Source organism: Pseudoalteromonas sp. HM-SA03 (assembly GCF_002289345.1).
Classification (GTDB): Bacteria; Pseudomonadota; Gammaproteobacteria; order Enterobacterales; family Alteromonadaceae; genus Pseudoalteromonas.
The window spans coordinates 5,359-28,909 of the sequence record NZ_NSDG01000096.1 but is presented as its reverse complement, the minus strand read 5'-3'; the positions used below and the strand labels follow the sequence as shown (position 1 = coordinate 28,909).

Annotated in this window: 23 protein-coding genes; 8 read left to right on the top strand and 15 right to left on the bottom strand. The window is 43.5% G+C overall.

From position 1 onward, the window contains the following. Positions 1 to 185: 185 nt before the first annotated feature. On the bottom strand, positions 186 to 1,142 hold the full coding sequence (locus CKO50_RS18665; RefSeq protein ID WP_095729380.1) for a GlxA family transcriptional regulator: 957 nt from the start codon (positions 1,140 to 1,142) through the stop codon (positions 186 to 188). A 94-nt stretch (positions 1,143 to 1,236) separates the two neighbouring features. On the opposite strand from CKO50_RS18665, the gene CKO50_RS18660 reads away from it, so the two are divergent. Then, entirely contained in the window at positions 1,237 to 1,644 is a 408-nt protein-coding gene (locus CKO50_RS18660) for an MAPEG family protein (RefSeq protein WP_095729379.1), read from the top strand. A gap of 142 nt (positions 1,645 to 1,786) precedes the next feature. Here CKO50_RS18660 and CKO50_RS18655 read toward each other — a convergent pair whose 3' ends face one another. Then, positions 1,787 to 1,969, bottom strand: a complete 183-nt coding sequence (locus CKO50_RS18655) for an alternative ribosome-rescue factor A (protein ID WP_010606219.1) — start codon at positions 1,967 to 1,969, stop codon at positions 1,787 to 1,789. Positions 1,970 to 2,181: 212 nt separating this feature from the next. On the opposite strand from CKO50_RS18655, the gene CKO50_RS18650 reads away from it, so the two are divergent. After that, positions 2,182 to 3,189: an alpha/beta fold hydrolase gene (locus CKO50_RS18650; protein ID WP_095729378.1), complete on the top strand. Its 1,008-nt coding sequence runs from the start codon at positions 2,182 to 2,184 to the stop codon at positions 3,187 to 3,189. Between the two features lie 249 nt (positions 3,190 to 3,438). After that, positions 3,439 to 4,983 carry a basic secretory protein-like protein gene (locus tag CKO50_RS18645; RefSeq protein ID WP_095729377.1) on the top strand — a complete coding sequence of 515 codons (1,545 nt, stop codon included), beginning with the start codon at positions 3,439 to 3,441 and terminating at the stop codon, positions 4,981 to 4,983. Between the two features lie 86 nt (positions 4,984 to 5,069). Here CKO50_RS18645 and CKO50_RS18640 read toward each other — a convergent pair whose 3' ends face one another. From CKO50_RS18640 to CKO50_RS18620, 5 genes are all read right to left on the bottom strand, one after another. Then, complete coding sequence (locus CKO50_RS18640) at positions 5,070 to 5,387, bottom strand: hypothetical protein (RefSeq protein WP_095729376.1); 318 nt, start codon at positions 5,385 to 5,387, stop codon at positions 5,070 to 5,072. 9 nt (positions 5,388 to 5,396) lie between these two features. After that, on the bottom strand, positions 5,397 to 6,119 hold the full coding sequence (gene bla / locus CKO50_RS18635) for a subclass B1 metallo-beta-lactamase (protein ID WP_095729375.1): 723 nt from the start codon (positions 6,117 to 6,119) through the stop codon (positions 5,397 to 5,399). A 120-nt stretch (positions 6,120 to 6,239) separates the two neighbouring features. Continuing rightward, positions 6,240 to 7,370: a sodium ion-translocating decarboxylase subunit beta gene (locus CKO50_RS18630; RefSeq protein ID WP_095729374.1), complete on the bottom strand. Its 1,131-nt coding sequence runs from the start codon at positions 7,368 to 7,370 to the stop codon at positions 6,240 to 6,242. 10 nt (positions 7,371 to 7,380) lie between these two features. Beyond that, positions 7,381 to 9,162, bottom strand: a complete 1,782-nt coding sequence (oadA, locus tag CKO50_RS18625) for a sodium-extruding oxaloacetate decarboxylase subunit alpha (RefSeq protein ID WP_095729373.1) — start codon at positions 9,160 to 9,162, stop codon at positions 7,381 to 7,383. Between the two features lie 12 nt (positions 9,163 to 9,174). Further along, positions 9,175 to 9,423, bottom strand: a complete 249-nt coding sequence (locus tag CKO50_RS18620) for an OadG family protein (RefSeq protein WP_010375931.1) — start codon at positions 9,421 to 9,423, stop codon at positions 9,175 to 9,177. Between the two features lie 440 nt (positions 9,424 to 9,863). On the opposite strand from CKO50_RS18620, the gene CKO50_RS18615 reads away from it, so the two are divergent. Further along, positions 9,864 to 10,376, top strand: a complete 513-nt coding sequence (locus tag CKO50_RS18615) for a hypothetical protein (RefSeq protein WP_255230427.1) — start codon at positions 9,864 to 9,866, stop codon at positions 10,374 to 10,376. Positions 10,377 to 10,452: 76 nt separating this feature from the next. Here the strand turns inward: CKO50_RS18615 and csrA are convergent, their stop codons facing one another. The 6 genes from csrA to ribA form a co-directional block, all read right to left on the bottom strand. Then, a complete protein-coding gene (csrA, locus tag CKO50_RS18610; protein ID WP_010375935.1) occupies positions 10,453 to 10,638 on the bottom strand; it encodes a carbon storage regulator CsrA in 186 nt (61 codons plus the stop codon). 90 nt (positions 10,639 to 10,728) lie between these two features. Continuing rightward, positions 10,729 to 11,952, bottom strand: coding sequence for an aspartate kinase (locus CKO50_RS18605; RefSeq protein WP_095729371.1), 1,224 nt, complete (start codon positions 11,950 to 11,952; stop codon positions 10,729 to 10,731). A gap of 7 nt (positions 11,953 to 11,959) precedes the next feature. Continuing rightward, entirely contained in the window at positions 11,960 to 14,563 is a 2,604-nt protein-coding gene (gene alaS / locus CKO50_RS18600) for an alanine--tRNA ligase (protein ID WP_095729381.1), read from the bottom strand. A 4-nt stretch (positions 14,564 to 14,567) separates the two neighbouring features. Further along, positions 14,568 to 15,056, bottom strand: coding sequence for a regulatory protein RecX (locus CKO50_RS18595; RefSeq protein WP_095729370.1), 489 nt, complete (start codon positions 15,054 to 15,056; stop codon positions 14,568 to 14,570). Continuing rightward, entirely contained in the window at positions 15,056 to 15,853 is a 798-nt protein-coding gene (locus tag CKO50_RS18590; protein ID WP_095729369.1) for a BPSS1780 family membrane protein, read from the bottom strand. The genes CKO50_RS18595 and CKO50_RS18590 overlap by 1 nt, the downstream gene beginning before the upstream one ends. 241 nt (positions 15,854 to 16,094) lie before the next feature. Beyond that, positions 16,095 to 16,721, bottom strand: coding sequence for a GTP cyclohydrolase II (ribA, locus tag CKO50_RS18585; RefSeq protein WP_010606207.1), 627 nt, complete (start codon positions 16,719 to 16,721; stop codon positions 16,095 to 16,097). Positions 16,722 to 16,881: 160 nt separating this feature from the next. On the opposite strand from ribA, the gene CKO50_RS18580 reads away from it, so the two are divergent. The 3 genes from CKO50_RS18580 to CKO50_RS18570 are packed head-to-tail and all read left to right on the top strand — an operon-like array spanning position 16,882 to position 20,085. Continuing rightward, positions 16,882 to 18,105 carry a hypothetical protein gene (locus CKO50_RS18580; RefSeq protein ID WP_095729368.1) on the top strand — a complete coding sequence of 408 codons (1,224 nt, stop codon included), beginning with the start codon at positions 16,882 to 16,884 and terminating at the stop codon, positions 18,103 to 18,105. Beyond that, positions 18,105 to 18,527: a hypothetical protein gene (locus tag CKO50_RS18575; RefSeq protein WP_095729367.1), complete on the top strand. Its 423-nt coding sequence runs from the start codon at positions 18,105 to 18,107 to the stop codon at positions 18,525 to 18,527. Before CKO50_RS18580 ends, CKO50_RS18575 begins: the two co-directional genes overlap by 1 nt. A 13-nt stretch (positions 18,528 to 18,540) precedes the next feature. Then, entirely contained in the window at positions 18,541 to 20,085 is a 1,545-nt protein-coding gene (locus tag CKO50_RS18570) for a diguanylate cyclase (protein ID WP_255230426.1), read from the top strand. A 66-nt stretch (positions 20,086 to 20,151) separates the two neighbouring features. Here the strand turns inward: CKO50_RS18570 and CKO50_RS18565 are convergent, their stop codons facing one another. Beyond that, positions 20,152 to 21,966 carry a DUF3413 domain-containing protein gene (locus CKO50_RS18565; RefSeq protein WP_255230425.1) on the bottom strand — a complete coding sequence of 605 codons (1,815 nt, stop codon included), beginning with the start codon at positions 21,964 to 21,966 and terminating at the stop codon, positions 20,152 to 20,154. A 110-nt stretch (positions 21,967 to 22,076) separates the two neighbouring features. Next, complete coding sequence (locus CKO50_RS18560) at positions 22,077 to 22,583, bottom strand: DUF3087 domain-containing protein (RefSeq protein ID WP_095729364.1); 507 nt, start codon at positions 22,581 to 22,583, stop codon at positions 22,077 to 22,079. A gap of 168 nt (positions 22,584 to 22,751) precedes the next feature. Between CKO50_RS18560 and CKO50_RS18555 the strand changes: the two genes are divergently transcribed. Further along, positions 22,752 to 23,387 carry an energy transducer TonB gene (locus CKO50_RS18555; RefSeq protein WP_095729363.1) on the top strand — a complete coding sequence of 212 codons (636 nt, stop codon included), beginning with the start codon at positions 22,752 to 22,754 and terminating at the stop codon, positions 23,385 to 23,387. The last annotated feature ends 164 nt before the right edge of the window (positions 23,388 to 23,551 follow it).

The window sequence follows — 23,551 nt, the reverse complement described above, 5'->3', positions numbered from 1 at the left end:
GAATAACGCTGTATGCAAATGTGATTAGTAACGGCGCACATCACTTAATGAATCATCAAGATGACCGTATCCCCGGTTACGCATGATGATTCATTAGACACGTTTTTTAATATTAACTTACCAGTTAGCCAGGGCTGATTCCGCTTTGCTCATAGATTAACCAAAGAAAACGCTAACACCCACTATTACGACCCTCTCACTCGATTAAGCGATTGGTTATAGTGCTTTTTGTATTGCTTCGCTAAAGCCTGACTGTCTTGGTAGCCAACCTGGTTGGCTATCTGCTCCACACTCATATTAGTACTATGCAATAACTGTTTGGTACGAACGAGTCGCGCAAGTCGCACGTACTCAAAAGGCGTCATACTCGTGTGCTGTTTAAAGCGTCGAATTAACGTACGCTCTGACATACAAGCATGTTTCGCAAGGCTCTGTAAGCTATGCGACACATCGAGATTATCGCTGATATGGTACTGTGCCTTGAGCAATTGCGCATCTCTATGTTGTAAAAATCCACTGAGCTGCACAAACTCATTTTGACTCGCTTGCTCGTTTGGTATCGCCAGCCACGCGGCGATTGTTTTTGCCACTTCTGAGCCCAGCACGTCGGTAATAAACCGCAGCATCAAGTGCAAGTAACTGTGAGCCGCGCCCGCGGTATACACCATACCGCTTTGCTCTGTTACCTTTTGGCTGTTGGGCTTTAAAACTGGAAAGTATCGTGTAAAAAAAGGTGTAAGCCACCAGCTACATGTAAATTGTTTTTGATCCAACAATCCTGCTGTGGCTAAAAATGCGGTACCGCAACATCCGGCAAGTTGATAAGTCGCGGGATGAAATTCAATACCATGCTTGTTTAATTGTGCTTTGACTTGTTGGCATTGTTGCCACAACAAAGGCTCTGATGAAAAGTGACTGCCGAGCCAGATAACGACATCTGCATCAGCCAATGCGCTAAATTCAGCATGACAAACAAATTCTAAGCCTTGACTACTCATCACCGACTTTTGCCCTGAAAGCGCAACCGTCTGCCAACAAAACACCGCCTTACCAGCGACTTTGTTTGCCACGTTCAAAATATCAATCACACCCGTTAATGCGCTCGCAAACACATGTTCAGGACATAGCAAAATCACCTTCATGGCAATATCAAACCAAAATTAGTCATTATTGACACGTTAAGTTAGCAATCAATCTAGTTAAAGTAAAACCTCTTTCAAACTCAGGAGCTTTACTATGTGGATCCATATTCCGATTTTATTTTTGCTTAGCCTAACGCTGCTATTATTTCTTCTGACCGCAACGAGTAGAATTCGCGCAGTCAAAAATGGTGATATTGCACTTCAAGATATTCGCTATGTCGAAAAACACGCCTTCCCCGAGCGCATAAGATTATTAGGTAATAGCTATGACAGCCAGTTTCAGCAGCCGGTGTTATTTATCGCATTACTGATAATTTTGCATATTGAGCAAATGACGGGACAATTTTGGTTTGTGCTTAGCACCGTGTTTGTCGCAGCAAGATATTGGCACAGCTACGAGCACGTGCTAGGCAGCAATTTACGGTTACGAACCCTAGCATTTGGATTAAGTAGCTTTTGCTTGTTTTTTGCCTGGTTTAGCTTCTTGTTCGATAGAATGTAAAAAGTCACTGGTTAAAGGGATTCTACACTGGCTAAGTTACGTACAAGTTTGCTACATTAACTACAATAATAACCTTAGGTTTTGGTTGTGCTGCAGTCTAGGTTGAATGGCGTCAAAACTTTCAAAAACCTTATCTTAAAGCTTAGGCTGCCTTAAGGTAAGGCTCTTGGCCTTTGTGCTTTACGCTCCGTTGATAACTACCTTTGCCTTTTTTGCTTTTTTCAACTTTCGCCTTAAACAACGGGCTGGTTACCAACGCTTTTAATGCGTTGTCTTTAATTTCACCACGCTGATGAGCATGCTGAAGTTTGCTTTTTTTAGTCATGACTTACTCCAAATAAGAATCGTATAAATTGATAGCGTTGATGCATAATTTCAGACCATCAACAAGCGCGAATATTAACCTAAATGTTTTAAAGCGCAATGGCTTTTAGCAATAAATTTTCGTCTTTTTTGACTGCTATTTTAAAGTTAAGTTCATACCTACGCTCTATACTTAAATGCAGTCCTTTCAAGTCAAGCTAAACATTCGCGACAATGACCGATATCGAGATTGCAACCGGGATCAGCATACATTATCAGGACGAGGGAGCGCATCACGCCCCCGTTATTATTTTGATAATGGGTCTTGGGGCACAAATGACGATTTGGCCAGATGAATTGTACTTTGGGCTAGTCAATAAAGGTTTTCGGGTGATCCGTTTTGATAATCGCGACACGGGATTGTCGAGCCACTTGGATCATCTAGGTTCACCAAGTGTGATAAAAACCATGCTGAGCAAAAAACTTCCCATTCGCGCTTCTGTTCCCTATACCCTAGAAGATATGGCCGAAGATGTTGTTGCTTTGATGGCAGGACTTAAGATTAAACGCGCCCACCTTGTTGGTGCTTCTATGGGCGGGATGATTGCACAAATCGTTGCTGCTAAGCATAAAAAGAAAGTGGTAAGTTTGACCTCAATTATGTCAACCTCAGCGTATCCCAAGTTTACCGCAGCAAATGTAAAAGTCATGCTGCAACTGGCAAAAGCACGGCCAAAGTCAGACTGCCACCAATCTGCCATTCAATACAATATAAAACTCAACCAGCTGATCGGCAGTCCTGCCTACCCTCAAGACGAAGGGACGCTACATCAACAAGCCAAACACAGTATTGAACGCGCGCATAACCCGCAAGGATTTAAGCGTCAGCTTGCGGCGATTGTCGCAAGCCAATGTCGCAAGCACACGCTGGCACAGATAAAAACGCCAACACTTGTGATCCATGGTACAGACGACCCTATTTTTCCCGCAGCCGCTGGCCAGCAAACCGCCGCGACTATTCGCAAATCCAAACTAAAACTGGTCAATGGGATGGGTCATGACTTCCCTCCAATGCTCATGCAAAAGATTGCCAAATGGGTGGCAAAACACGTAACAAAAGCAGAGCGAAAGCGATTAAAAAAGAAACAACACAAACAAATTGCAACTCAAGAGACTGCGAATAAAAAAGTCCCGAAAAATCAATCAAATACGCCCAAACAAAACACAGTTCAAAATAAATAACATCCTCTAACATCACGCCCTGTAAAGCCTGAAAGTGCTAGCCTTCGCAGCGTAATTCAAGCTAAATCAGGAACACCAATTCTATCTTTATCGTTAAATTAAAGTAAATTTCCATTTGACAAATGTACATAAAAGCAACAACAATTAAACCGTTCCAAACTCATTTGGACGCCAAAATAAAAATAGCCATGGATACAACATCAACAGGTATCTGCCCACAAAAAATGGAACGATACAAAAGAGGTCAACATGTACATCATTATAGCTAAAACGCGATTCCAACGTTCTTTTATAGCAGCCGCTTTAGTGAGCCTGGGCTTAAGCTCGGCGCACGCAAACAGCGATCTGACTACTGCCAATGCCGCTGCTATCAGCGTTTCAGGAGAAAACCAGCCCTATGAAGGCAAAGTCAACGCATTTGATAATAACCACTACAGCAAGTGGCTTACTTTTTCAGCTTCCGGTTGGATAAGTTATGCGTTTAGCGAAGCGGTTAATTTAACAGCTTACACTCTAACTTCCGCGAACGATGCACCACAAAGAGATCCTAAAAATTGGACGCTTCAAGGCTCTCAAGACGGTCAAGTGTGGTTCACTATAGATTCGCAAAACAATCAAAGTTTTACTTCAAGACATCAAACTAAGCAGTTCAATGTCAGTACCAATCAAGCGTACCGCTTTGTGCGCTTAAATGTCACCGCAACGCAAGGTGCCAATTTATTACAGCTTGCAGAAATCGAATTTATCGGTGCTCCGGCAAACGGTGGTACAACCTTGCCATTTAACCAAAGTGGTAGCGTTACTTCTGGTCAATGGGCGCATTTTGGGCCATTTACAAGCTCAGCTCCTATCACAGCAACCTTGACCGGCAGTGGTGATGCAGATCTATACCTAAAAGCAAATAGTCAACCGACCACCGCAAGTTATGACTGCCAAAGTATCAATGATGCCAGCTCCAACGAGCGCTGCGATATAAGCTCAAATGCGCCGGTTTATGTTTCTGTATACGGTTTCCAAAGCGCCAATTATGAATTAGCCGTCAGTAGTGAAAGCACACCACCACACGACACATGGCAACGTCCGGAAGTAAACTTTGTTGATGTTAACCCTGAAACACAAGGCTCGGCATTATTTAAACGGATCATATCAAACCCAGCCGCGCATATGGCCGAACGCTGTGTGGATGTAGCAAAAGTGCTATACCGCGACGCCAGTGAATCCCAGCGTTTTAGAAAATTGCAGTTTGAGTTGAGAGCCAAAGATCATTGGGGTAAGGATTTCGTTGCCTATAAGATGGGACGAGACGGTTCAGGTGAGATGACTATCGTCGTTAGCACCGCGCATTTAGAACGTATTTATCGCGATAACAACAACAACGATGCCGTGATCCGTGATGAAATCGACGGCATTTTATTCCATGAGGTCACCCATGGTTACAATAACTCGCCGCTGACTCATGACAGCTATGGTGATGGCAAGGCAAACTGGGCATACACCGAAGGTCTAGCTGACGCAGTGCGGATCGGTGCTGGTTTTCATAAGTCACGCTCACCAGATATCATCAACGCTAAACGCTGGCTTAGTGGCTACACCACAACTGGGTTTTTCTTGCATTACGTCAAACAACAGCACGACTCAGAGTTTATCTACAAGTTTAACAAAGCGGCAAAAGATATGGGCAATTATACTTGGTCATTTGATGCTGCATTTCAACACATCTTGGGCCGAAGTGTTGAAGATGTTTGGAACGAATATGTCGCCTTTATCCAAAATGGCGGACAGCTGGAGTATTAATTTTTAAATAGTAGCTCTGCCGCGTAAAAGGGTCTAAGAAATTTCTCTGAGAAACTCCTCTATGAGACTCCTTTACGTGGTATTCGTTATTTTTGTGGCGCCTGCTCATGGGACATTGTTTTCAGTTTAATCGCGAGGCCACAGGAGAAGTAGATCTTCACCACTCCAACAATGATCAAATGAAAGTTTGGGTGTGAAAGCAAATCTAAGTCATAGAGATAGGCTGCTTTTATTGGCGCGTCGCCATTTTCTATCATGGCGACTAACCAATGATAGATTGCAATCCCCTCTTTGATCACCCCGAGCACTATCAAGGCTACACCCGTTAAAAACAACAAGCGACAATAGCACAGCGCAGTTTCTAAACCCGGACAGCGTAAATTACGAAATGGAATAAATTTCATGTCAGTCCTTTATTTACCTTTTGATTGCTCAATTTTGATTAACTTAACGGTATGGTGCAACAAAGATAAATCCCCTTCTTTACCATGCCCTGGGATAACCATGTTTGCTTCCGGATATCGGCTCAATACATTGTGTATAGACGCTTGCCACTCATCAACCGAAGCATCCTCCAAGTTACCTAAATTTTTACTCGCCATACTTTTCACAAAGCATCCTGCGAATAAAATTTTAGATTGTGGCAGCCACACGACAATATTATCTTTCGAGTGCCCTGCACCTGGGTAATAGGTTTCAACGACACCTGACTTTATCGCTGCTGAGGCTTGCAGCAAATTATGTAACGCGATTGCGCTGTGTTTTTGGGCTAATAAATGATTAGTTTGGGCTGATGCATAGGTTGGGATCTGATGTTTATTTAATACCGCTAGGCCACCGCTTGCATCTGGATGGTAATGCGTGACCACCGCCCCTTTAATATTGAGCTTGCGGTCCTCGGCCCACAATAGCAGTGCTTCTGTGTCTTGCTCGGTCCAAGGTGTATCAACAATGTAAGCATCTTGACCGTCGACCACAATCAACCCAGAGCCTGACACTAACCCCCAAGGTTCAACGTGTAGCGAAGATTCATGTTTATAAACATGCTCTGCTATCGGCGTTACCACTAAAGTCGATGTTTCCATTGCAACTGTCACACAGGGTAACAAAAATAAGAAAGGAGCTAAAAACTTCATCTGAAGTTGTTCATGTTAATTAAAAGTGACGAAAGACTATCAAGTTCAAGAATATAAAGTCCAGAAATAAAAATGCGCGGCAACCTAAAATCGCCACGCAAATGGTTGGAGAAGTGTAAATTAGCCTACCAGTGCAAGCAAAATACCAGCAGCAACCGCACTGCCTAATACACCCGCGACATTGGGGCCCATCGCATGCATCAGCAAGAAATTGTGAGGGTTACTTTCAAGGCCGACCTTATTGACCACACGCGCAGCCATCGGGACTGCAGATACCCCAGCAGCGCCAACTAGCGGATTAATGGGGGTATCGCTAAACTTATTCATAGTTTTAGCCATTAGCACCCCAGTTGCTGTGCCAATTCCAAAGGCCACGGCACCTAGCGCTAAAATCCCCAGCGTCTCAACCGTTAAGAATTGATCAGCGGCCAACTTTGAGCCCACCGCCAGTCCGAGGAAAATAGTGGTGATATTAATCAACTCGTTTTGCGCCGTTTTACTCAAGCGGTCTACTACACCACACTCTTTCATCAAGTTACCCAAACAGAACATACCAACCAAAGGTGTTGCTGCAGGTAAAAACAGTATCGTTAGGCCCAGTACCGCCAGAGGAAATAGGATTTTTTCGGTTTTTGATACATGGCGCAGCTGTGGCATCGCAATCTGACGCTCCTCTTGCGTCGTGAGTGCCTTCATAATTGGTGGCTGAATGATTGGCACCAACGCCATATACGAATAGGCTGCTACCGCTATTGCACCCAGTAACTCTGGTGCAAGCTTAGACGCGAGGAATATCGCAGTTGGCCCATCTGCACCGCCAATAATGGCAATTGCAGAGGCATCTTGCAGAGTAAATTCAAAGCCCGGAATATAGTTCAGCAATATAGCCCCGAACAAAGTGGCAAAGATCCCAAACTGCGCAGCCGCACCAAGCAACAGCATCTTGGGGTTCGCTATCAAGGCACTAAAGTCTGTCATCGCGCCCACCCCCATAAAGATCAGCAAGGGGAATACTCCGCTGTCTATGCCAATGTAATACACGTAGTACAAGAGCCCACCAGGATCGGCAAGTCCAGCAACAGGAATATTCGTGAGTATGGCACCAAAGCCAATCGGCACCAGCAGGAGCGGCTCAAAGTTTTTGGCGATCGCAAGATACAAAAGTCCGCAGCCCACAGCCATCATGCAAAGTGCTGGCACGGTGAAGTTGGCAAGCCCTGTTGCTTGCCATAAATTAAGTAACCCTTCCATCACGACACCCTTATGCTAAAGACATGATGGCATCGCCAGCACTGACGGAGTCGCCTTCAGAAACGAGTAGCTCCGCGACTTGGCCACTGTGTGTTGCACGCACCTCGGTTTCCATTTTCATGGCTTCCATGATGAGTACCACATCGCCCTCTTGTACTTCATCTCCTGCCCGCACCATAAGCTTAAAAATGTTGCCGGCAAGTGGCGCATTCAAAGTTTCACTGGAGCTCACAGAGGTTGATTGCGGAATAAGCTCACTGTCTTTGACTTGTACTTCTTTGAGCTCACCACCCGGCGCAACCACTACATCGTATACTTTACCATCCACCTTTACGCTGTAACGCTCAGCAGCTGATGAATTGGCTTTAGCAGGCGTCGCTGCAGCTTTTTGTTCTTTACTTTCAACAAGCGTCGGTTTTGGCTCAAATGCATCTGGATTATTGCGATTTTTCAGGAATTTAAGACCAATCTGAGGGAATAATGCATAGGTAAGCACATCATCAATAATCTCGTCGGCTAAGGTAATTTGCTCCTCTTTTGCCGTCGCGACTAACTCGCTTTGTAAACTATCCAGCTCAGGTTCAATTAAGTCTGCAGGACGGCAGGTAATAGGCTCTGCGCCTTCAAGCACGCGTTGTTGCAAAGCTTGGTCGACTTGCGCTGGTGTCGCTCCATATTCGCCTTTCAGCACGCCAGCAGTTTCTTTGGTTATAGACTTGTAACGCTCACCAGTAAGTACGTTTAATACCGCTTGCGTCCCGACAATCTGTGAGGTTGGTGTTACCAGCGGTAAGTAGCCAAGTTCTTTACGCACACTTGGAATTTCTTTTAGTACTGCGTCAAGCTTGTCACCTGCACCTTGCTCTCGCAGTTGATTTTCCATATTTGTTAACATGCCACCAGGCACTTGTGCAGATAGAATACGACCATCTACTCCTTTTAAGCTACCCTCAAAAGCTGCATATTTCTTTCTCACTTCACGAAAATAGGCTGCGATCTCTTCTAGCTCTAGTAAATCAAGCCCTGTATCACGTTCTGTACCTTCCACAATCGCCGCAATAGTTTCTGTTGCACTATGCCCATAGGTCATACTCATCGAAGATATCGCCGTATCGAGCATATCGATACCCGCATCTATGGCTTTTTGATAAGTTGCGGTGCTGAGTCCTGTGGTTGCATGGCACTGCATTGCGATAGGAATCGAGACGGACGCTTTAAGCCCAGAGATTAATTTTTCGGCATCATAGGGTTTCAGTAACCCAGCCATGTCCTTGATACAAATAGAGTGACAGCCTAAGTCTTCAAGCTGCTTAGCTTGCGTGAGCCACATTTCCAGCGTATGAACTGGGCTTACGGTGTACGAAATCGTCCCCTGCGCATGCGCGCCCACTTTAATGGCCGCTTTAATAGCCGTTTCTAAGTTGCGCACGTCGTTCATTGCATCGAATATTCTAAATACATCCACCCCGTTATCGTGGGCACGTTCAACAAACTTTTCGACAACATCATCAGCATAATGGCGATAACCCAAGAGATTCTGGCCACGCAGCAGCATTTGTTGTTTGGTTTTTGGCATCGCAGCTTTCAGTGCTCGGATCCGCTCCCATGGATCTTCGCCTAAATAGCGAATACACGAGTCGAAGGTTGCTCCCCCCCATGATTCAACAGACCAATAGCCCATATTGTCGAGCTTCTCAGCGATAGGAAGCATATCTTCCAAACGCATTCTGGTGGCGAGTAATGACTGATGCGCATCGCGCAGCACTAATTCGGTTAGCTTTAACTGTGACATGCAAAACCCCTATTAATTGTTTTTTCTGTAGGCTGCAACGGCAGCGCTAATGGCTGCAATATGTGCCTGCGGCACACCCTGTGACGATGTTGCTCTGGTTGTTTTTGATCTTGTGGTACTTGGCTCTACTTCTTTAAATTGAGCTGCAAAGTTGGCCAACAGTCGCATCGCAAAAATCAAAATGGACAGAAAAACAAAAACACCAACCATACCGGTCAGCATGAGATTTCCTGCTTGCAGTAGCTGCGATCCAATATCCATTTTTACCCCTTACTTGCTGTTTGATTTTCCTGTTCGATGTTAAGGAACTGGTATAAACCTTCACTTTTTGTAGATATTTATTCACCTTATAACAAAAAATGTTCCACTGTAAAGTGTATTGTAAATTGGTATTACCAAAGCATTTAACTTATAAACAATCAGTAAGTTAGCTTTGAAAACATTAATAAATATGGAAAACCAACGTAATAAATATGAAAAATATTCAAAATAGCGCTGACTAATACTGAGATTTTAATGAATATAGAATGGATTTTTGATTACGCAAGATAAATTGTAAATTGGACTGACCAAAAGTTAACGTTTACGTAAACGTCACGCTGTATAACGCGTATTTCGCTGGATATAGTAAAAGGGAACTGCAAACAATTTATTCGCATTACAGCTTTTTCAATATAGATGGGTATAATAAGGGGAAATTTTTGCCACAACGAACGTCTATGCCCTCCCTTGAACAAAATGAAAATTTATCTTTTCAAAGCCAATTTAAGTTAGATAAAGCCTATTATCGAGAGTGTTTTGAAGAATCTGAAGCCAATGGACTTGCTGTTAAACCGAAATATGGCTTGCTTGTACTGCTAATTACACTGGGGCTGTTTGCTATTTACGGATTGCAGGAGCACTACGTCGGGAACTTTCTTATTCTACTAGCTGTGGTTGAATGCGTTGCTTTCTACTATCGCAAACCTTGGTGGGTAATAAGACAATCGTATTCTCGCGCTGCCGGCAATATCGTCGAGGTTTCAATCTCTAAAGTAAGTATTAGCACCAAAGCGACACATGCCGAATTTTCTTACCCATTTGACGACTTAGATAAGCTCGTTGAAACGAACAGAGGTTTTTTGGTGTTTCACCAAAACAAACCGAGCTATATCAGTAAATCTGGACTTAACGGAGAGGCGATTGCTTTTTTGTCTGAGCAAAGCCAGAAATAAGAAACCCCGCAGTAGCGGGGTTTTTTTATGCCAGCTAAACCATGTTAACTAACATCGTAATTCAGTATTTGGTCAATTACATATTGCCCGGACTAGATTTCTCAGCCTGAATTCGCATGTAAATTTCTTCACGATGAACTGAAACATCTTTTGGCGCATTTACACCAATACGTACTTGGTTACCTTTAACACCTAGTACTGTTACAGTCACTTCATCACCAATCATCAGGGTTTCACCTACTCGACGAGTTAGTATTAGCATTCTCTTGCTCCTGTTATTCCAAAATTTAAAAGATTCCGCGTCAAATCCATTTTAAATAAAAGTTCCTAGAAAAGTAAGCAAAAACTTCTTTTACTCAGTACTTTCCAATTCAAATTTGGCATGTAAAGCCCGTACAGCTAGCTCTAAATATTTTTCGTCTACTAGTGCCGAGATTTTTATCTCTGATGTAGATACTAATAGAGTGTGAATATTTTCTTCGGCCAATGCCATAAAAAAGAGACCAGCAACACCTGAATGAGATTTCATCCCGATGCCAACCGCTGAGATTTTTGCCACGTTAGCATTAACCTCTACGGTTGCGCCACCTAAATTTTGTGCATGTTGCGCTAAAACTTCTTCCGCCAGAATACAATCATTTGTGTGCACAGTAAAAGCATAGTCTATTTTTTTCTCACTGTGGTTCAAATAGTTAATCATATCGACTTCGATATTATGCTCACCAAGAAGAGAAAGTATATTGGCAAGATTACTCGGTTTTGCATCTACATTGTTAACTAAGATAAGCGCTTCGTCTTTGACACTCGCTATCCCAGAGACCACTTTAGTGTTTTTCATCTTACCTTCCTCATAGCTAATCAAGGTGCCGTTATCAGGAGAAAACGAAGAAAGTACGCGCAGCGGTACATTATATCGACCGGCCGCTTCAACCGAGCGGATCTGCAAGACTTTAGCGCCAACACTTGCCAGCTCCAACATCTCGGGGAAAGTAATATGTGATAGACGCCTTGCATTTGGCTCTATGCGCGGATCGGTAGTATAAACGCCATCGACATCAGTATATATCTGACATTCGTCTGCTTGCAAAGCCCCTGCGATTTCAACTGCTGAGGTATCTGTACCACCACGTCCCAGCGTGGTGATATTGCCTTCCTCATCACGCCCTTGAAATCCGGCAATAATGGTTATCCGATTATGCTCAAGCTCTTGCTTTAAGCGGGTCGTGCCTATTTCTGTGATCCGCGCTTTAGAGAACATGTTATCGGTTTTAATACCAACCTGATCGGCAAGTAAGCTCACAGCAGAATGCCCACGCTTAATGATGGCCATCGCTAATAACGCGATAGACACTTGTTCGCCGGTGGTGATCAATACATCCAGCTCACGAGAACTCGGACGCGCATCGATTTGTTGAGCAAGGGAAATAAGACGGTTTGTCTCGCCTGACATTGCAGATAACACGACCACCACTTGGTGGCCTTGTTGTTGTGTTTTGATAACGTGTTCGGCAACCGCCTCAATACGCTCTACCGAACCTACCGAGGTGCCGCCAAACTTTTGTACAATCAGCGCCACTTGCTGATTACTGCGTTACTTCATTTAACCAAGTTGGAACACTGTTTAGTGCTGCGTCTAGGTTTTCTGGTTGTGAACCACCAGCTTGCGCCATATCAGGACGACCGCCACCTTTACCACCGACTTGAGAAGCCATGTGATTAACTAGCTCACCTGCTTTTACCTGACCAACTAAGTCTTTCGTTACGCCAGCGATTAGGCTTACTTTATCGCCATTTGCTACACCTAGCGCGATGACACCTGAGCCAATCTTGTTCTTCAGGTCATCGACCATGCCTCGCAGTGCTTTAGACTCAGTTCCTGCAACGTTCGCTACGAGTAATTTAATCCCATTCACTTCGGTTACAGAGTCAAGTAGCGTTGCACCCGCAGCACTTGCTAGTTTGTCATTTAGTTGAGCAACTTGCTTTTCAAGGCCTTTTGACTTTTCAAGTAGCGCAGATACTTTTTCTAGCACAGATGAGGTATCACCCTTAACCAAAGCCGCAATTTCAGAAAGCACTTGCTCTTGCTCATTAACATAAGCGATAGCATCAGCACCTGTTACTGCTTCGATACGACGAACACCCGCTGCGATACCGCCTTCTGAGACAATTTTGAATAGACCAATATCACCTGCACGTTTCACGTGTGTACCACCACAAAGTTCAATTGAGTACTCACCGATTGATACGACTCGAACTTCATCATCGTATTTCTCACCAAAGAGCGCCATCGCACCTTTGTCTTTGGCAGCATCAATATCCATCAACTCAGTTTGCAAAGCAAAGTTGCGGCGGATCTCTGCGTTCACTGCATCTTCTACTTGCTGCAACTGTGCTTTAGTGACGCCTTCAAAATGCGAGAAGTCGAAACGAAGACGATCTGGTAATACTAACGAGCCTTTTTGTGTTACGTGATCGCCCAGCAAATCGCGTAGTGCTTTGTGGACCAAGTGCGTTGCAGTATGGTTTTTCTTCACTCGCTCGCGACGCTCTGCGTCAATACGCGCATCGGCTTTATCGTTAACACCAATGCGGCCAACCACATGACCATGATGTGCAAATGCATTACCTAGCTTTTGCGTGTCAGTAACCACAAACTCACCGTTAGCCACTTTTAACACACCTGTATCACCAACTTGGCCGCCTGACTCAGCATAGAAAGGCGTGCGGTCAAGGATAACCACACCTTGTTCACCATCTTCTAACGTATTGGTATGTTGACCTTCTTTAAAGATTTCAACCACAGTGCCGGTATAGTGCTCAGCATCATAGCCTTTGAAGTCAGTATTTTTATCAGACTTCAAGCGCTCGTTGTAATCTGCACCGAACTTGCCAGCCGCTTGTGCTTTTTTACGCTGTTCTTCCATGCATGCTTGGAAGCCACGCTCGTCAATCGTCATAAAACGCTCACGCGCCACATCCGCAGTTAAGTCCGCAGGGAAACCATAAGTATCGTAGAGTTTGAACACTAAATCGCCTGGAATAACGTCGCCTTCAATACCTGCCAGGCTGTCTTCTAGGATAGTCAAACCACGGTCTAGTGTTTTACCAAACTGATCTTCTTCAATACGCAGTACTTTTTCGATAATCGCTTGTTGCTTCACTAGTTCAGGGTAAGCTTCACCCATTTGCTCAGCAAGTGCGGCAACTAACTTATAGAAGAAAGCCCCTTTTGCACCCAGTTTATTGCCGTGACGAACTGCACGACGAATGATACGACGTAGCACGTAACCACGACCTTCATTCGATGGCATGACGCCGTCAGCAATAAGGAACGCACACGAACGAATATGGTCAGCAACCACACGTAGTGACTTATCTTCTAAATCTTGAGCATCTGTTACTTTTGCAGCTGCTTTAATCAGCGCTTGGAACAGGTCAATCTCATAGTTTGAGTGCACACCTTGCATAATTGCAGAGATACGCTCAAGACCCATGCCGGTATCAACCGACTGCATTGGCAGTGGTTCCATTGTACCGTCTGCATGACGGTTGTACTGCATGAATACTAAATTCCAGATCTCAATGAAGCGATCGCCGTCTTCTTCTGGTGAGCCCGGAGGTCCACCCCAGATGTGCTCGCCGTGGTCATAAAAGATTTCAGAGCAAGGACCGCAAGGACCTGTGTCACCCATTGACCAAAAGTTATCCGCCGTCGCAATACGGATGATCCTGTCTTCAGGAACACCAACTTGTTTTGACCAGATATCAAATGCTTCGTCGTCTTCATGGTAAACCGTGACTAGTAGCTTTTCTTTTGGCAGCTTGATCACATCCGTAAGAAAGCCCCAAGCAAACTTAATTGCGTCGGTTTTAAAATAGTCACCGAAGCTAAAGTTACCTAGCATTTCGAAGAAAGTATGGTGCCTTGCGGTATAACCTACATTTTCAAGGTCATTATGTTTACCACCAGCACGAACACAACGCTGTGAACTAGTCGCTCGCGTATAAGGGCGTTTTTCCGCACCCAAGAAGGCATCTTTAAACTGCACCATACCAGCGTTGGTGAACAGTAAGGTGGCATCATTACCCGGAATTAACGAGCTTGAAGGCACCACTTGGTGCTGTTGTTTAGCAAAGAAATCTAAGAAGCTTTGCCTGATTTGTGCGGTAGTCATATGCTGCATGTGATCATTCACCCTTTATTTCTTCTTGCTCTGCTGCAGTCATTGCAGCTTCAATTGCAAAATCTATTTCATCAAAACTAAAGCCACGATAACTCATGTAACGTACGCGCTTAGTTTTTTCTTTATATTCTATCGGTTGTGCGCAAAGACCGTACTTTTTTTCATAGGTTTTTGCGGCTTGCATGTACCAATCAATTTCACGCTCAGCAATTAGCGTATGCAAAGTCTCTCGGCTCACCCCCTTTTGCCCTGCATCCATTAATACACGCTTTTCTCCAAGTCCTTTTGCAATCTGGCGGTTTAAAAAGCTCTCTGCATAGCGGTCGTCATTAACGTAATCAAGTGACTTTAGCCAGGACACTAATTGCTCTGCGACTGCCGCTGTAGCCCCTTTTTGCAGTAGCTTTTGCGTCAACCCTGACTCAGGGTACTCTTGTCTCGATAATAACCAAACCGCATAGTTTTTTAGCTTTTTAACTTCTTGCTCATCCATCAGGCGTCAAAGCGTCCTGAGTTAGACTGAGAGATGTTAGTATTTTCATCATTTTCCTTCTTTTCAACGATAATTGGCATAAACATCGCCTGAAAAGAAACAAAAAAGCCAATCATGGCAACCGGCATGATAATAATCGCCGGGATCATCGATAGCGGTATAGACGCGACGATAAGCGCAGCGACGACTAAGCCGTAAATACTCAGCGCAGCCATATTATGATAAAAAGCGGCAAGCGAGCACTTCATCGCGTGAAAAATGCGTTTTTCACCTTGGAAAAACACCTGTGGCACGACAAAAGCAAAGGCCATCATAATGACCGATTGTGCAATCACAAATACTGCAACTTCGGCAAAACTAATATTGCTCGCGATAAGTCCGATAAGTTCATTCGGTTCGGTGTTTGGGCCTACACTCTCAAGCGCAGTCGCCACATCACTGAATAGTACACCCGCAACCATAGTCAGCAACAGCGCACCTGCCATTTGATAAATACCAACTCGGAACAAGTTTAATCGGCGGCCTTTTGCTGCAAAAGGCTCAAAAATGTCAGCCAACTTTATTGGTTTATTGATCTGTTTATTGATAATGGCAAGGTAAAAACCTGCGCTTAAGAAAGGACCAGACAAGGCAGCGATAATATGAAAAATAGGTGCGAACAACGGTAATAGACTTACTACCGCCATGAAAATATACATTAACATGAAAGTCATAGGTTGGGTTTTGAAAATTGCCCACCCAGCTTTTAGCCACTGCACGCCCATGCTTGCTTTGAATGTTCTAATTGGTGTCGACATAGTCCACTTAATTTAAGCTATAACGTCCTAGATTATACTGTTTACCGCGTCGAGTGAAAAGGCATGAAAGACGGATTTGTCAGCGCTTTTTAGCATATTCTAAACAAATACTGGCGGTAAACGTAACCTATTTGGCCATCTTAAGTTTGAACGAATAGTAATGAGAGTGGAGCGTTTGGTACGACAAGCCAACCGGAGCGTTTACCTAGTCGGCTTGTAGTGATAAACATATACGCTTAGGCTAATCAGCTTTTGATATCTTCTTGATATCCAGCATGTGGGCACCATGTTGGATCTTCGTTTTTAGATACTGCTCATTACCAGAAACTCCAGCCTTAACATGTGCTTGAGTGCCAACTACTTCATCGACGGTAATACCCGCATTTCTCAACGCCTTTAGCTTTCTTGGATTGTTCGTCATTAACTTGACATGGTTTAACCCCAGCGCTTGAAGCATCAATACTGCATCAGAGAAATCTCTTAAGTCATCTTCAAAGCCCAGGTGGTTGTTTGCCTCGTAGGTGTTCATCCCTTGCGATTGCAATACATAAGCATCGATTTTATTGTACAGGCCAATACCACGACCTTCTTGGCGCAAATATAACAAAATGCCGCCTTGTTTATGCATCGCCTCGATACATTCGTTTAACTGTTCGCCACAATCACAACGGGAAGAATGAAAGACATCGCCGGTTAAGCACTCAGAGTGCATACGAATTAGGGGGATTTGCTGCTGACTGTCTGCGCTATTAAATACCAGCGCAACGTGTTCTTGGCCATCTTTTAACCCTGAAAAAGAAACTATTTCTGCAGGGATATTACTATGCTGCCCTACATTCAGCCCGACTCTCGCTCTTACTTCTGCCACGTCTTAATCTTGCCTAGTGTGATAATATAACAATATGCTACCATAAATGAGATATGGTGTCTCTAAGTTCATTATACAAGGGCAAGGCGAACATCGCATTGGTAAATGTCAAAATTCGAACTAGGCTGTATAAAAAGGAAAGCAAAAACATTTATAACTCATGCGCTCTGTTTTTATCTGCTTGCTATTTTTAACCACACTCAGCTATGGCTCTGATTTCGATTTCAGCGGTTTTGCTACGCTCAAGGCCGTTAAAACAGACTCCCATACCGCTAAAATCAGAGAATCCATCTCACAACCTAATGGTGTGGCAAGAGATGAACTCGACTTTTCATTTTCTTCTTTGGGCCTACAAGCCGAATGGCATGCAAGTGATAACATAGAATTCGTTGGGCAGCTGTTATTAAAAGAACAACATGATGACCGAGTGAAAAATGCAATTAAACTGGCATTTTTACGTTATCACGTAAACTCAAACTGGCAATTCCGTATGGGTCGTACAGGGTTAGACTTATTCCTAATGACCGAATATCGAGATATCGGCTACTCGATGGATATGGAACACCCTCCCGTTGAGTTCTATTCTATTATTCCTCACCAAAACCTAGATGGCGTTGACTTGCAGTATCGCGCACCGCTTGATCAAGGTATCGCCAGTATCAAAGCATATTGGGGGCGATCCGAATCACCTATCTACAGCGACTATGAGTTTTTTTGGAATGTAGAACTTAAATCTATTTTGGGTGTAGCGGTACAGTACGAAACGTTAAATTGGCTATTTAGAGCCAATTACACAACAACAAAAGCAGCCAACGAACACAAGCAGCAAAAGCAATTACGTGATGCACTCGCGCAAGTTCCCTTACAGGTTTGGCCAACCAAAATTGAGCTTATCGATTCCCTTTATATCATCGACAAGCGTTTCACCTACAGCGCAGTCAGTATGAGATATGATGACTCAAATTGGCTACTACAGAGTGAAATATCGCTGACGGATTCAAATTCCAGCGTACTCAACCACTTAAAAGCAGGCTATATCACATTGGGCAGGCGCTTCGATTTAAACACCTTATCTTTCACCTACTCAATAGCCAAGTCCGATAATGAGTCCAGTGTAGAGCCCGGTCCGCTCCTCCCACTACCTGAATTAATACAAATACACGAAGCAGCTTCCATGCACTCTGGTTTTTATCAACTGGATCAACATAGCACCTCGCTAACATGGCGACGCGAATTGAGCTCGACATTAGCTTTGAAGCTCAACTGGGAGCATACGTCAGCAGACCATTTGCCTAGTGCTTTCTACCTTCATCACACTGAACAATTTAATGAGCCTGACCTGTCCTTCAACACCTTTACGCTTAGCTTTAATTGGGTGTTCTGATGAAAAGGTTATTTACTGCTGTTTTCTTCCTGATTTCTTACCCAATTTCAGCAACTGCTGATATTGCCGTCATCGTTAACAAAGACAACCCCATCGAGTCGATATCGCAGCGCCAACTCATCGATATGTACATGGGCAAGTATGTCGCATTTCCTAATGGCGATATGGCAGTGACCTATGACTACGAAAAATCGCATCCTTTAAGAGGCCCTTTTTTTCTGGCACTGACCGGGCGCAATGAAAGCCAAATCAACGCCTATTGGTCGAGAATAAAATTCAGCGGTAAAGTCTCTCCCCCACAGTCATTTTCCTCACCATCGACTATACTTGAAAACATCAGAAAGACGCCAAATGCAATCGGCTACGTTCCAGCAGACTTTGTGACAGGTGATGTGAAGGTAATTTATCAGATCGATGACTAAATATGGGCTGATCGTGCGACTAGCATTCGTGCTTGTTGTCTCGACTTTTATTTTTTCAATACTTTACGCTAAGTTATATCACGACCATATTTTTGACCGTGAACTTCGGCGCTCTACTACTATTATCGGGCAAATCGGCCAAACCGTGTCGTCTTCCTCCTCTATTGCGACTTATCTCAACGACAAAGACCTTGCTGTAGAAGTCATTAATGGCCTAGTCAGTAACGACGTTATCTCTTCTGCCGCAATCAAAAGTGAAGAAAAGTGGCTCGCTCAAAGCGTAGGATTTAAGCCGCAAAATGCTACCATAATTAAGCTAAATCATCCGTTTTTATTGAGTGAAATCGTTGGTGAGATCTATATTCAACCAAATTCCGTTTTTATCGAGCAAAGTGCTAGAGATATCGCTCGTTCAAGCGTTCAAACTTTGTTGGTCGTCATCATCCCTATCTTAATCATCTTCACGGTTGTTACACACTTCATAGTGACAAAACCCCTGAGTAACTTAAGTAGTCAAATTGCTAGGGTTGTTCCTGGGGTTCCCTTAAATTTAGTCATACCTAAAGGGCATGAATCAAGTGAAATCGGTGATATTGCGAGTAATACCAACCAACTTATCGCTAAAACCGCCTCCATGTTCGAGCAAGAGCGCCAACTGCGAGCAGATATTGAAATACTTGAGAAGCGTTTTAGACTCATGTTTGAGCGCTCATCGTCTCCCACCCTACTGGTAAAAGACAAAGGAGAAGTGATCTTAGCTAATGATGCCGCTTGTGATTTGCTGGCAGGCATGGCAATCGACCTTGATGAATATTTTCCCGAGAGTTTTGGTCGCTACTGCAAAACTCCGGATATTCTCTACACCTTTACGGAGCATACCTTGGAGCTTAACCAGCCAACTCAGTCAGAGTTTGAATTTATTAACCCCATGACCGAACAACCTGTTTGGCTAAGTGTCATCATGCTGAGAGTAGAAAGTAGTGGGCAATTCTATTTACAAGTGTTTCTATCAGACATCACGCTGAGAAAAACCGTGTTTCAAGAACTCAGTAAAACGGCTAACCGCGATAAACTAACAGGCCTCTATAATCGTCATGGTACTGAAGTCAAAATCAACGAGTGGTTAGATAACGAAACTCCATTTAGCTTATTTATTATTGATTTAGATGAGTTTAAACCAATCAATGACATTTATGGCCATAATGCCGGTGACGCGATGTTAAAACACATCGCCACTCAAATTAGTACTCAGGTTAGAGAGCAAGATGTGGTTTGTCGTTGGGGAGGTGATGAGTTTTTGATTGCTTTGCACTGCGCTAAAAATGAAAAGTTGCAGCGCATCGCTGAAAACCTGCTAGAGGCGATAAACACCGAGATGGCTTGGCAAACACCAGAAGGGAAGTCACTTCAACTGCGAGTTGGCGCGAGCATAGGTATTGCAAGCTACCCAAGAGACGCGGTTGCGCTAAGCCAATTAATCGAGTGTGCTGATGTCGCTATGTATACGGTAAAAAAAGACAAGAACAACGCCTTTCAATTTTACTCTTTAAGCGCTTAGTTATACCGTTCGAGTTAGTGTGTACCGATGTACGAAAGTCCACCAGCACACCTAATCTTCTTTTGTCTACTGAAAGTGGCTGATCTGCCGCATTGCCTCTTGAATATGTTCAAAGTTTGGCTCTTGCTCAGATGGCTTGTTAGTTTCATCGAGTGTCTCATAAGTTCCCATGGGCGAGACTTCGACAATTTGCTGCTTACTCACAATCGCATATTTGTTGTAGCTACTGAGTAACAGCCAACTTCTCTCTTTAACTGGTCCGGTTAAGTTATAACCCGTACTATAATCTTCAGGCGTGTTTTTAACCCCTAGGTACTCATTCATCAACGTCGGAGCCAGGTCTAAGTGACTGGTTATCACATTTGAGGCTTGCCAATGCTGCCACTTTTCGCTTTTTGGTCCAACAACAATAAATGGCACCTTTATCTGCGGCTCAGTAAAATTACTATTATGCCCCCAGTAATTAAGCTTGTTGTCATTAAGCTCTTCACCATGATCAGAAGTAATAATCACCAGTGTATTTTCTATATCAAGCTGCGCTAATACCGATGCTGCAAGACTATCTACATAGTGAGCACTAGTGAGGTAGCGGTTTAAAATAGGCGCTCTATCATAATCGTTGTCCAATAACATATGGTTAATGGGACCGTGCATTGGCTCAAACCCGGCATGGTAACCCTCAGGAACTGCGTAGCCATGGATTGCATCATAAAAAAGAAAACTGAAAGACGGCTGATTTGGCTCTTTATTAGCATACCATTTAGCCCAACTTTTGGTGATCTGCTCATCTCTAGCTAAAACGTCATCACCTTCTGTATGTGTTTTCAAGCCTATAATGTTGGCGAAGACTGTTTCATTGAACTCAGGGCGAACAAGCTGAGCAGAAGAAAATATTCCAAATTGATAGTCCAATTCCTGCATTCTGTCCATCAATAAAGGTGTAATACGATTGTTGTAAATGTCCTGCCAAGCAGTACCAGGTAAGCCATAAAATAACCCGGTTATCCCTGTACGTGTAGAATTTCCAGTAGAAAAGTGTTGATTGAAGACCACTCCCTGTTGTGAGAATCGCCAAATATTGGGAGTAACTTGCTCTTTGAAAGCATCATACCGCCATGAATCCAGCACCACAAAAACAATATCAAGAGGCTTCTTAACCAGCTCAACTTCAAGAGGTTGTAAAGGATAGTTAAATTGTCCTTGTGTTAAAGACATTGACTTCTGCTGCGCCAATGCAACTTCATCTAGTAAATCATATTTACGCAAAAAGGAGTTTGCTGTTGCAGGTTTGTATAGGGGTAAGTACTTACTGAACCCTGTGATCGGTTGATATACCGTCGCACTTGCCCAAGCATGAATTGTATTGCTCGCCAACAGTGCAATTATGGTTACACAGGTAAACTTTCGACCAAAGCGCAGCTGCATTACGGCTCGGGGCTTACTTAACCACGTTGACAGGTAAAGCTGGAAAACAAATATCATAACAAAAATGGCTATCGCTTGAGTCCATACAATTGCTGAGAACTCAATAACTTGACCTGCAAGCAACATATCAACAATGACACCGTTTATATGAAACTTGTATAGCTCAAAGCACAAGCTATTTGCAATAAGTGCTACGAAAAACAATGCATAAAACAAAGCAAAGCATACGGATCTCACTTTATTTGACTGTAACCATACTAAAGGCATAGCAACAATACTCACTAACGCTGTGAGTAAAGCCATATGGCTCCACGTTGATACGGAAACGTAAAATAATGTCAGTCCTTGATAATCGACAGGGTTGGTATTTACAACATTTATGGTAATTAAGATTGAGCAAAGAGAGTTGATAAGAACCAACCAGCCAAACTGGTGAAACCGATGACGCAATAGCACAGTTCAACCCGTTCCTTTAATAGAAAATTTGACTATTATATTATCGTTATGACACATTAGTGTCACATTAAAAATTGTGAAAAAGTTTAATGCCGAAACAAGCCGCTTTGTTAGTACTGTTTCAACATTGTTTCTTTATAGTCTTCTGCTTTTATTTCAACTTGATACTTGCTAGCCAGTGAATCTAGCTCCGCTTGCCACATCGCCAAGTCATCCATCGTTATGGTGTTGTCATCCAAATGCCATAGCTGGCGAGATCCCGCATAGCTGTACTGAACCGCCGTCATCGCATCCACGTCCCCCTGCTGCGCAGCCTGTTTTAACTTCGCCATTTTACGGGTGATTTTGTTCAGTGATTGCTTCAAGTCCCATACATAACTTACTTCGGTCATAAAAGGGTGTGCTTTATACTTTTTGAGCAGGAGCCCAATGACGATGCAGGTCACTACTACGCCAGTCAAATTCCAATGAAAATGACTGCCACCTTCATCAGGAAATAATTGGATCAATAACTGAGCAATCCCTAAACTACCGACTGTTAGCGCCACAACGCAAGCAATAATAACTTGATTTAAATGTTTGCGATAACGCGCCTTGTTGATCTCAACTAACTTCATAACAACCTATGATCACGAAAAATTAAATAATGCACTCTGCTCTTCGTGCATTGTAATCCAAGGCCTGTGGCCAAACCAAGATACATATCAAAAAAACTTCAAAACTTTCACCCCATTTCAGTTACCCAAACGTTCTATTTACGAAAACAATATAACAGGGATAAAATCATGACGACATTAGCCACTCTTCAACAGCCTAATTCAGCAATTCCAAAACTCGCACTATCGCTTGTTGGCGCAGTTATAGTTACTTTTGCCACCTTTGGCTTTATGCAAAGCTTAGTTTCTCAAGAACTCACTCGCCCCATTATCGACATAGAAGTATTTGATCTCACTATTGCAACGGATAGAGAGGACTCTCCACTGGAAGAAAAAAGAATAATGCCAGAACCACCAAAACCAATAACGGCCCCGACTAGACCTACTGAAAATATCGTTGATACAGGAGATAATCTACAAGTTAGTAGCGAGACACCTAGCTTAGATTTGGGTAAGTTTACTAACACAATGACGCTGCAATTCTCCACCGATGGGCAAGCAACTCCACTTGTTAGAAGCAACCCTAACTATCCGCCCGCGGCTGCTAGAGATGGAATGGAAGGCTGGGTAGAAATGGAGTTTGCCATTTCTCCACAAGGCGAAGTGATTGATGTTAAAGTGACGAATGCGGAGCCTAAAAGAGTATTTGATCAGGCTGCTGTCAGAGCACTAAGGAAGTGGAAATATAGACCACTTATTGTTGATGGAAAACCGCAGCCGCAATACGCTCAGCGCGTTGTATTAGAGTTTACACTGGAACAATAACAGCCATTGATACGTAATCAATTTGAGCCGCTGAGTCACGAAGTAAACTTCTTAATTTAACCTGAGGTTTGGATAAGGAATGAGCTAACTCATTGTTTTTAATACCACATTAAATTATCCCCTTATCTAGCCTGACAGTTTTAGGGATAACAAGGCGAATTTAT

Excerpts from the sequence above, each read along its gene's own strand:
- CKO50_RS18665 (WP_095729380.1), bottom strand. The coding sequence starts at position 1,142 with ATGAAGGTGATTTTGCTATGTCCTGAACATGTGTTTGCGAGCGCATTA.
- CKO50_RS18660 (WP_095729379.1), top strand. The coding sequence starts at position 1,237 with ATGTGGATCCATATTCCGATTTTATTTTTGCTTAGCCTAACGCTGCTA.
- CKO50_RS18655 (WP_010606219.1), bottom strand. The coding sequence starts at position 1,969 with ATGACTAAAAAAAGCAAACTTCAGCATGCTCATCAGCGTGGTGAAATT.
- CKO50_RS18650 (WP_095729378.1), top strand. The coding sequence starts at position 2,182 with ATGACCGATATCGAGATTGCAACCGGGATCAGCATACATTATCAGGAC.
- CKO50_RS18645 (WP_095729377.1), top strand. The coding sequence starts at position 3,439 with ATGTACATCATTATAGCTAAAACGCGATTCCAACGTTCTTTTATAGCA.
- CKO50_RS18640 (WP_095729376.1), bottom strand. The coding sequence starts at position 5,387 with ATGAAATTTATTCCATTTCGTAATTTACGCTGTCCGGGTTTAGAAACT.
- bla (WP_095729375.1), bottom strand. The coding sequence starts at position 6,119 with ATGAAGTTTTTAGCTCCTTTCTTATTTTTGTTACCCTGTGTGACAGTT.
- CKO50_RS18630 (WP_095729374.1), bottom strand. The coding sequence starts at position 7,370 with ATGGAAGGGTTACTTAATTTATGGCAAGCAACAGGGCTTGCCAACTTC.
- oadA (WP_095729373.1), bottom strand. The coding sequence starts at position 9,162 with ATGTCACAGTTAAAGCTAACCGAATTAGTGCTGCGCGATGCGCATCAG.
- CKO50_RS18620 (WP_010375931.1), bottom strand. The coding sequence starts at position 9,423 with ATGGATATTGGATCGCAGCTACTGCAAGCAGGAAATCTCATGCTGACC.
- csrA (WP_010375935.1), bottom strand. The coding sequence starts at position 10,638 with ATGCTAATACTAACTCGTCGAGTAGGTGAAACCCTGATGATTGGTGAT.
- alaS (WP_095729381.1), bottom strand. The coding sequence starts at position 14,563 with ATGCAGCATATGACTACCGCACAAATCAGGCAAAGCTTCTTAGATTTC.
- CKO50_RS18595 (WP_095729370.1), bottom strand. The coding sequence starts at position 15,056 with ATGGATGAGCAAGAAGTTAAAAAGCTAAAAAACTATGCGGTTTGGTTA.
- CKO50_RS18590 (WP_095729369.1), bottom strand. The coding sequence starts at position 15,853 with ATGTCGACACCAATTAGAACATTCAAAGCAAGCATGGGCGTGCAGTGG.
- CKO50_RS18580 (WP_095729368.1), top strand. The coding sequence starts at position 16,882 with ATGCGCTCTGTTTTTATCTGCTTGCTATTTTTAACCACACTCAGCTAT.
- CKO50_RS18575 (WP_095729367.1), top strand. The coding sequence starts at position 18,105 with ATGAAAAGGTTATTTACTGCTGTTTTCTTCCTGATTTCTTACCCAATT.
- CKO50_RS18560 (WP_095729364.1), bottom strand. The coding sequence starts at position 22,583 with ATGAAGTTAGTTGAGATCAACAAGGCGCGTTATCGCAAACATTTAAAT.
- CKO50_RS18555 (WP_095729363.1), top strand. The coding sequence starts at position 22,752 with ATGACGACATTAGCCACTCTTCAACAGCCTAATTCAGCAATTCCAAAA.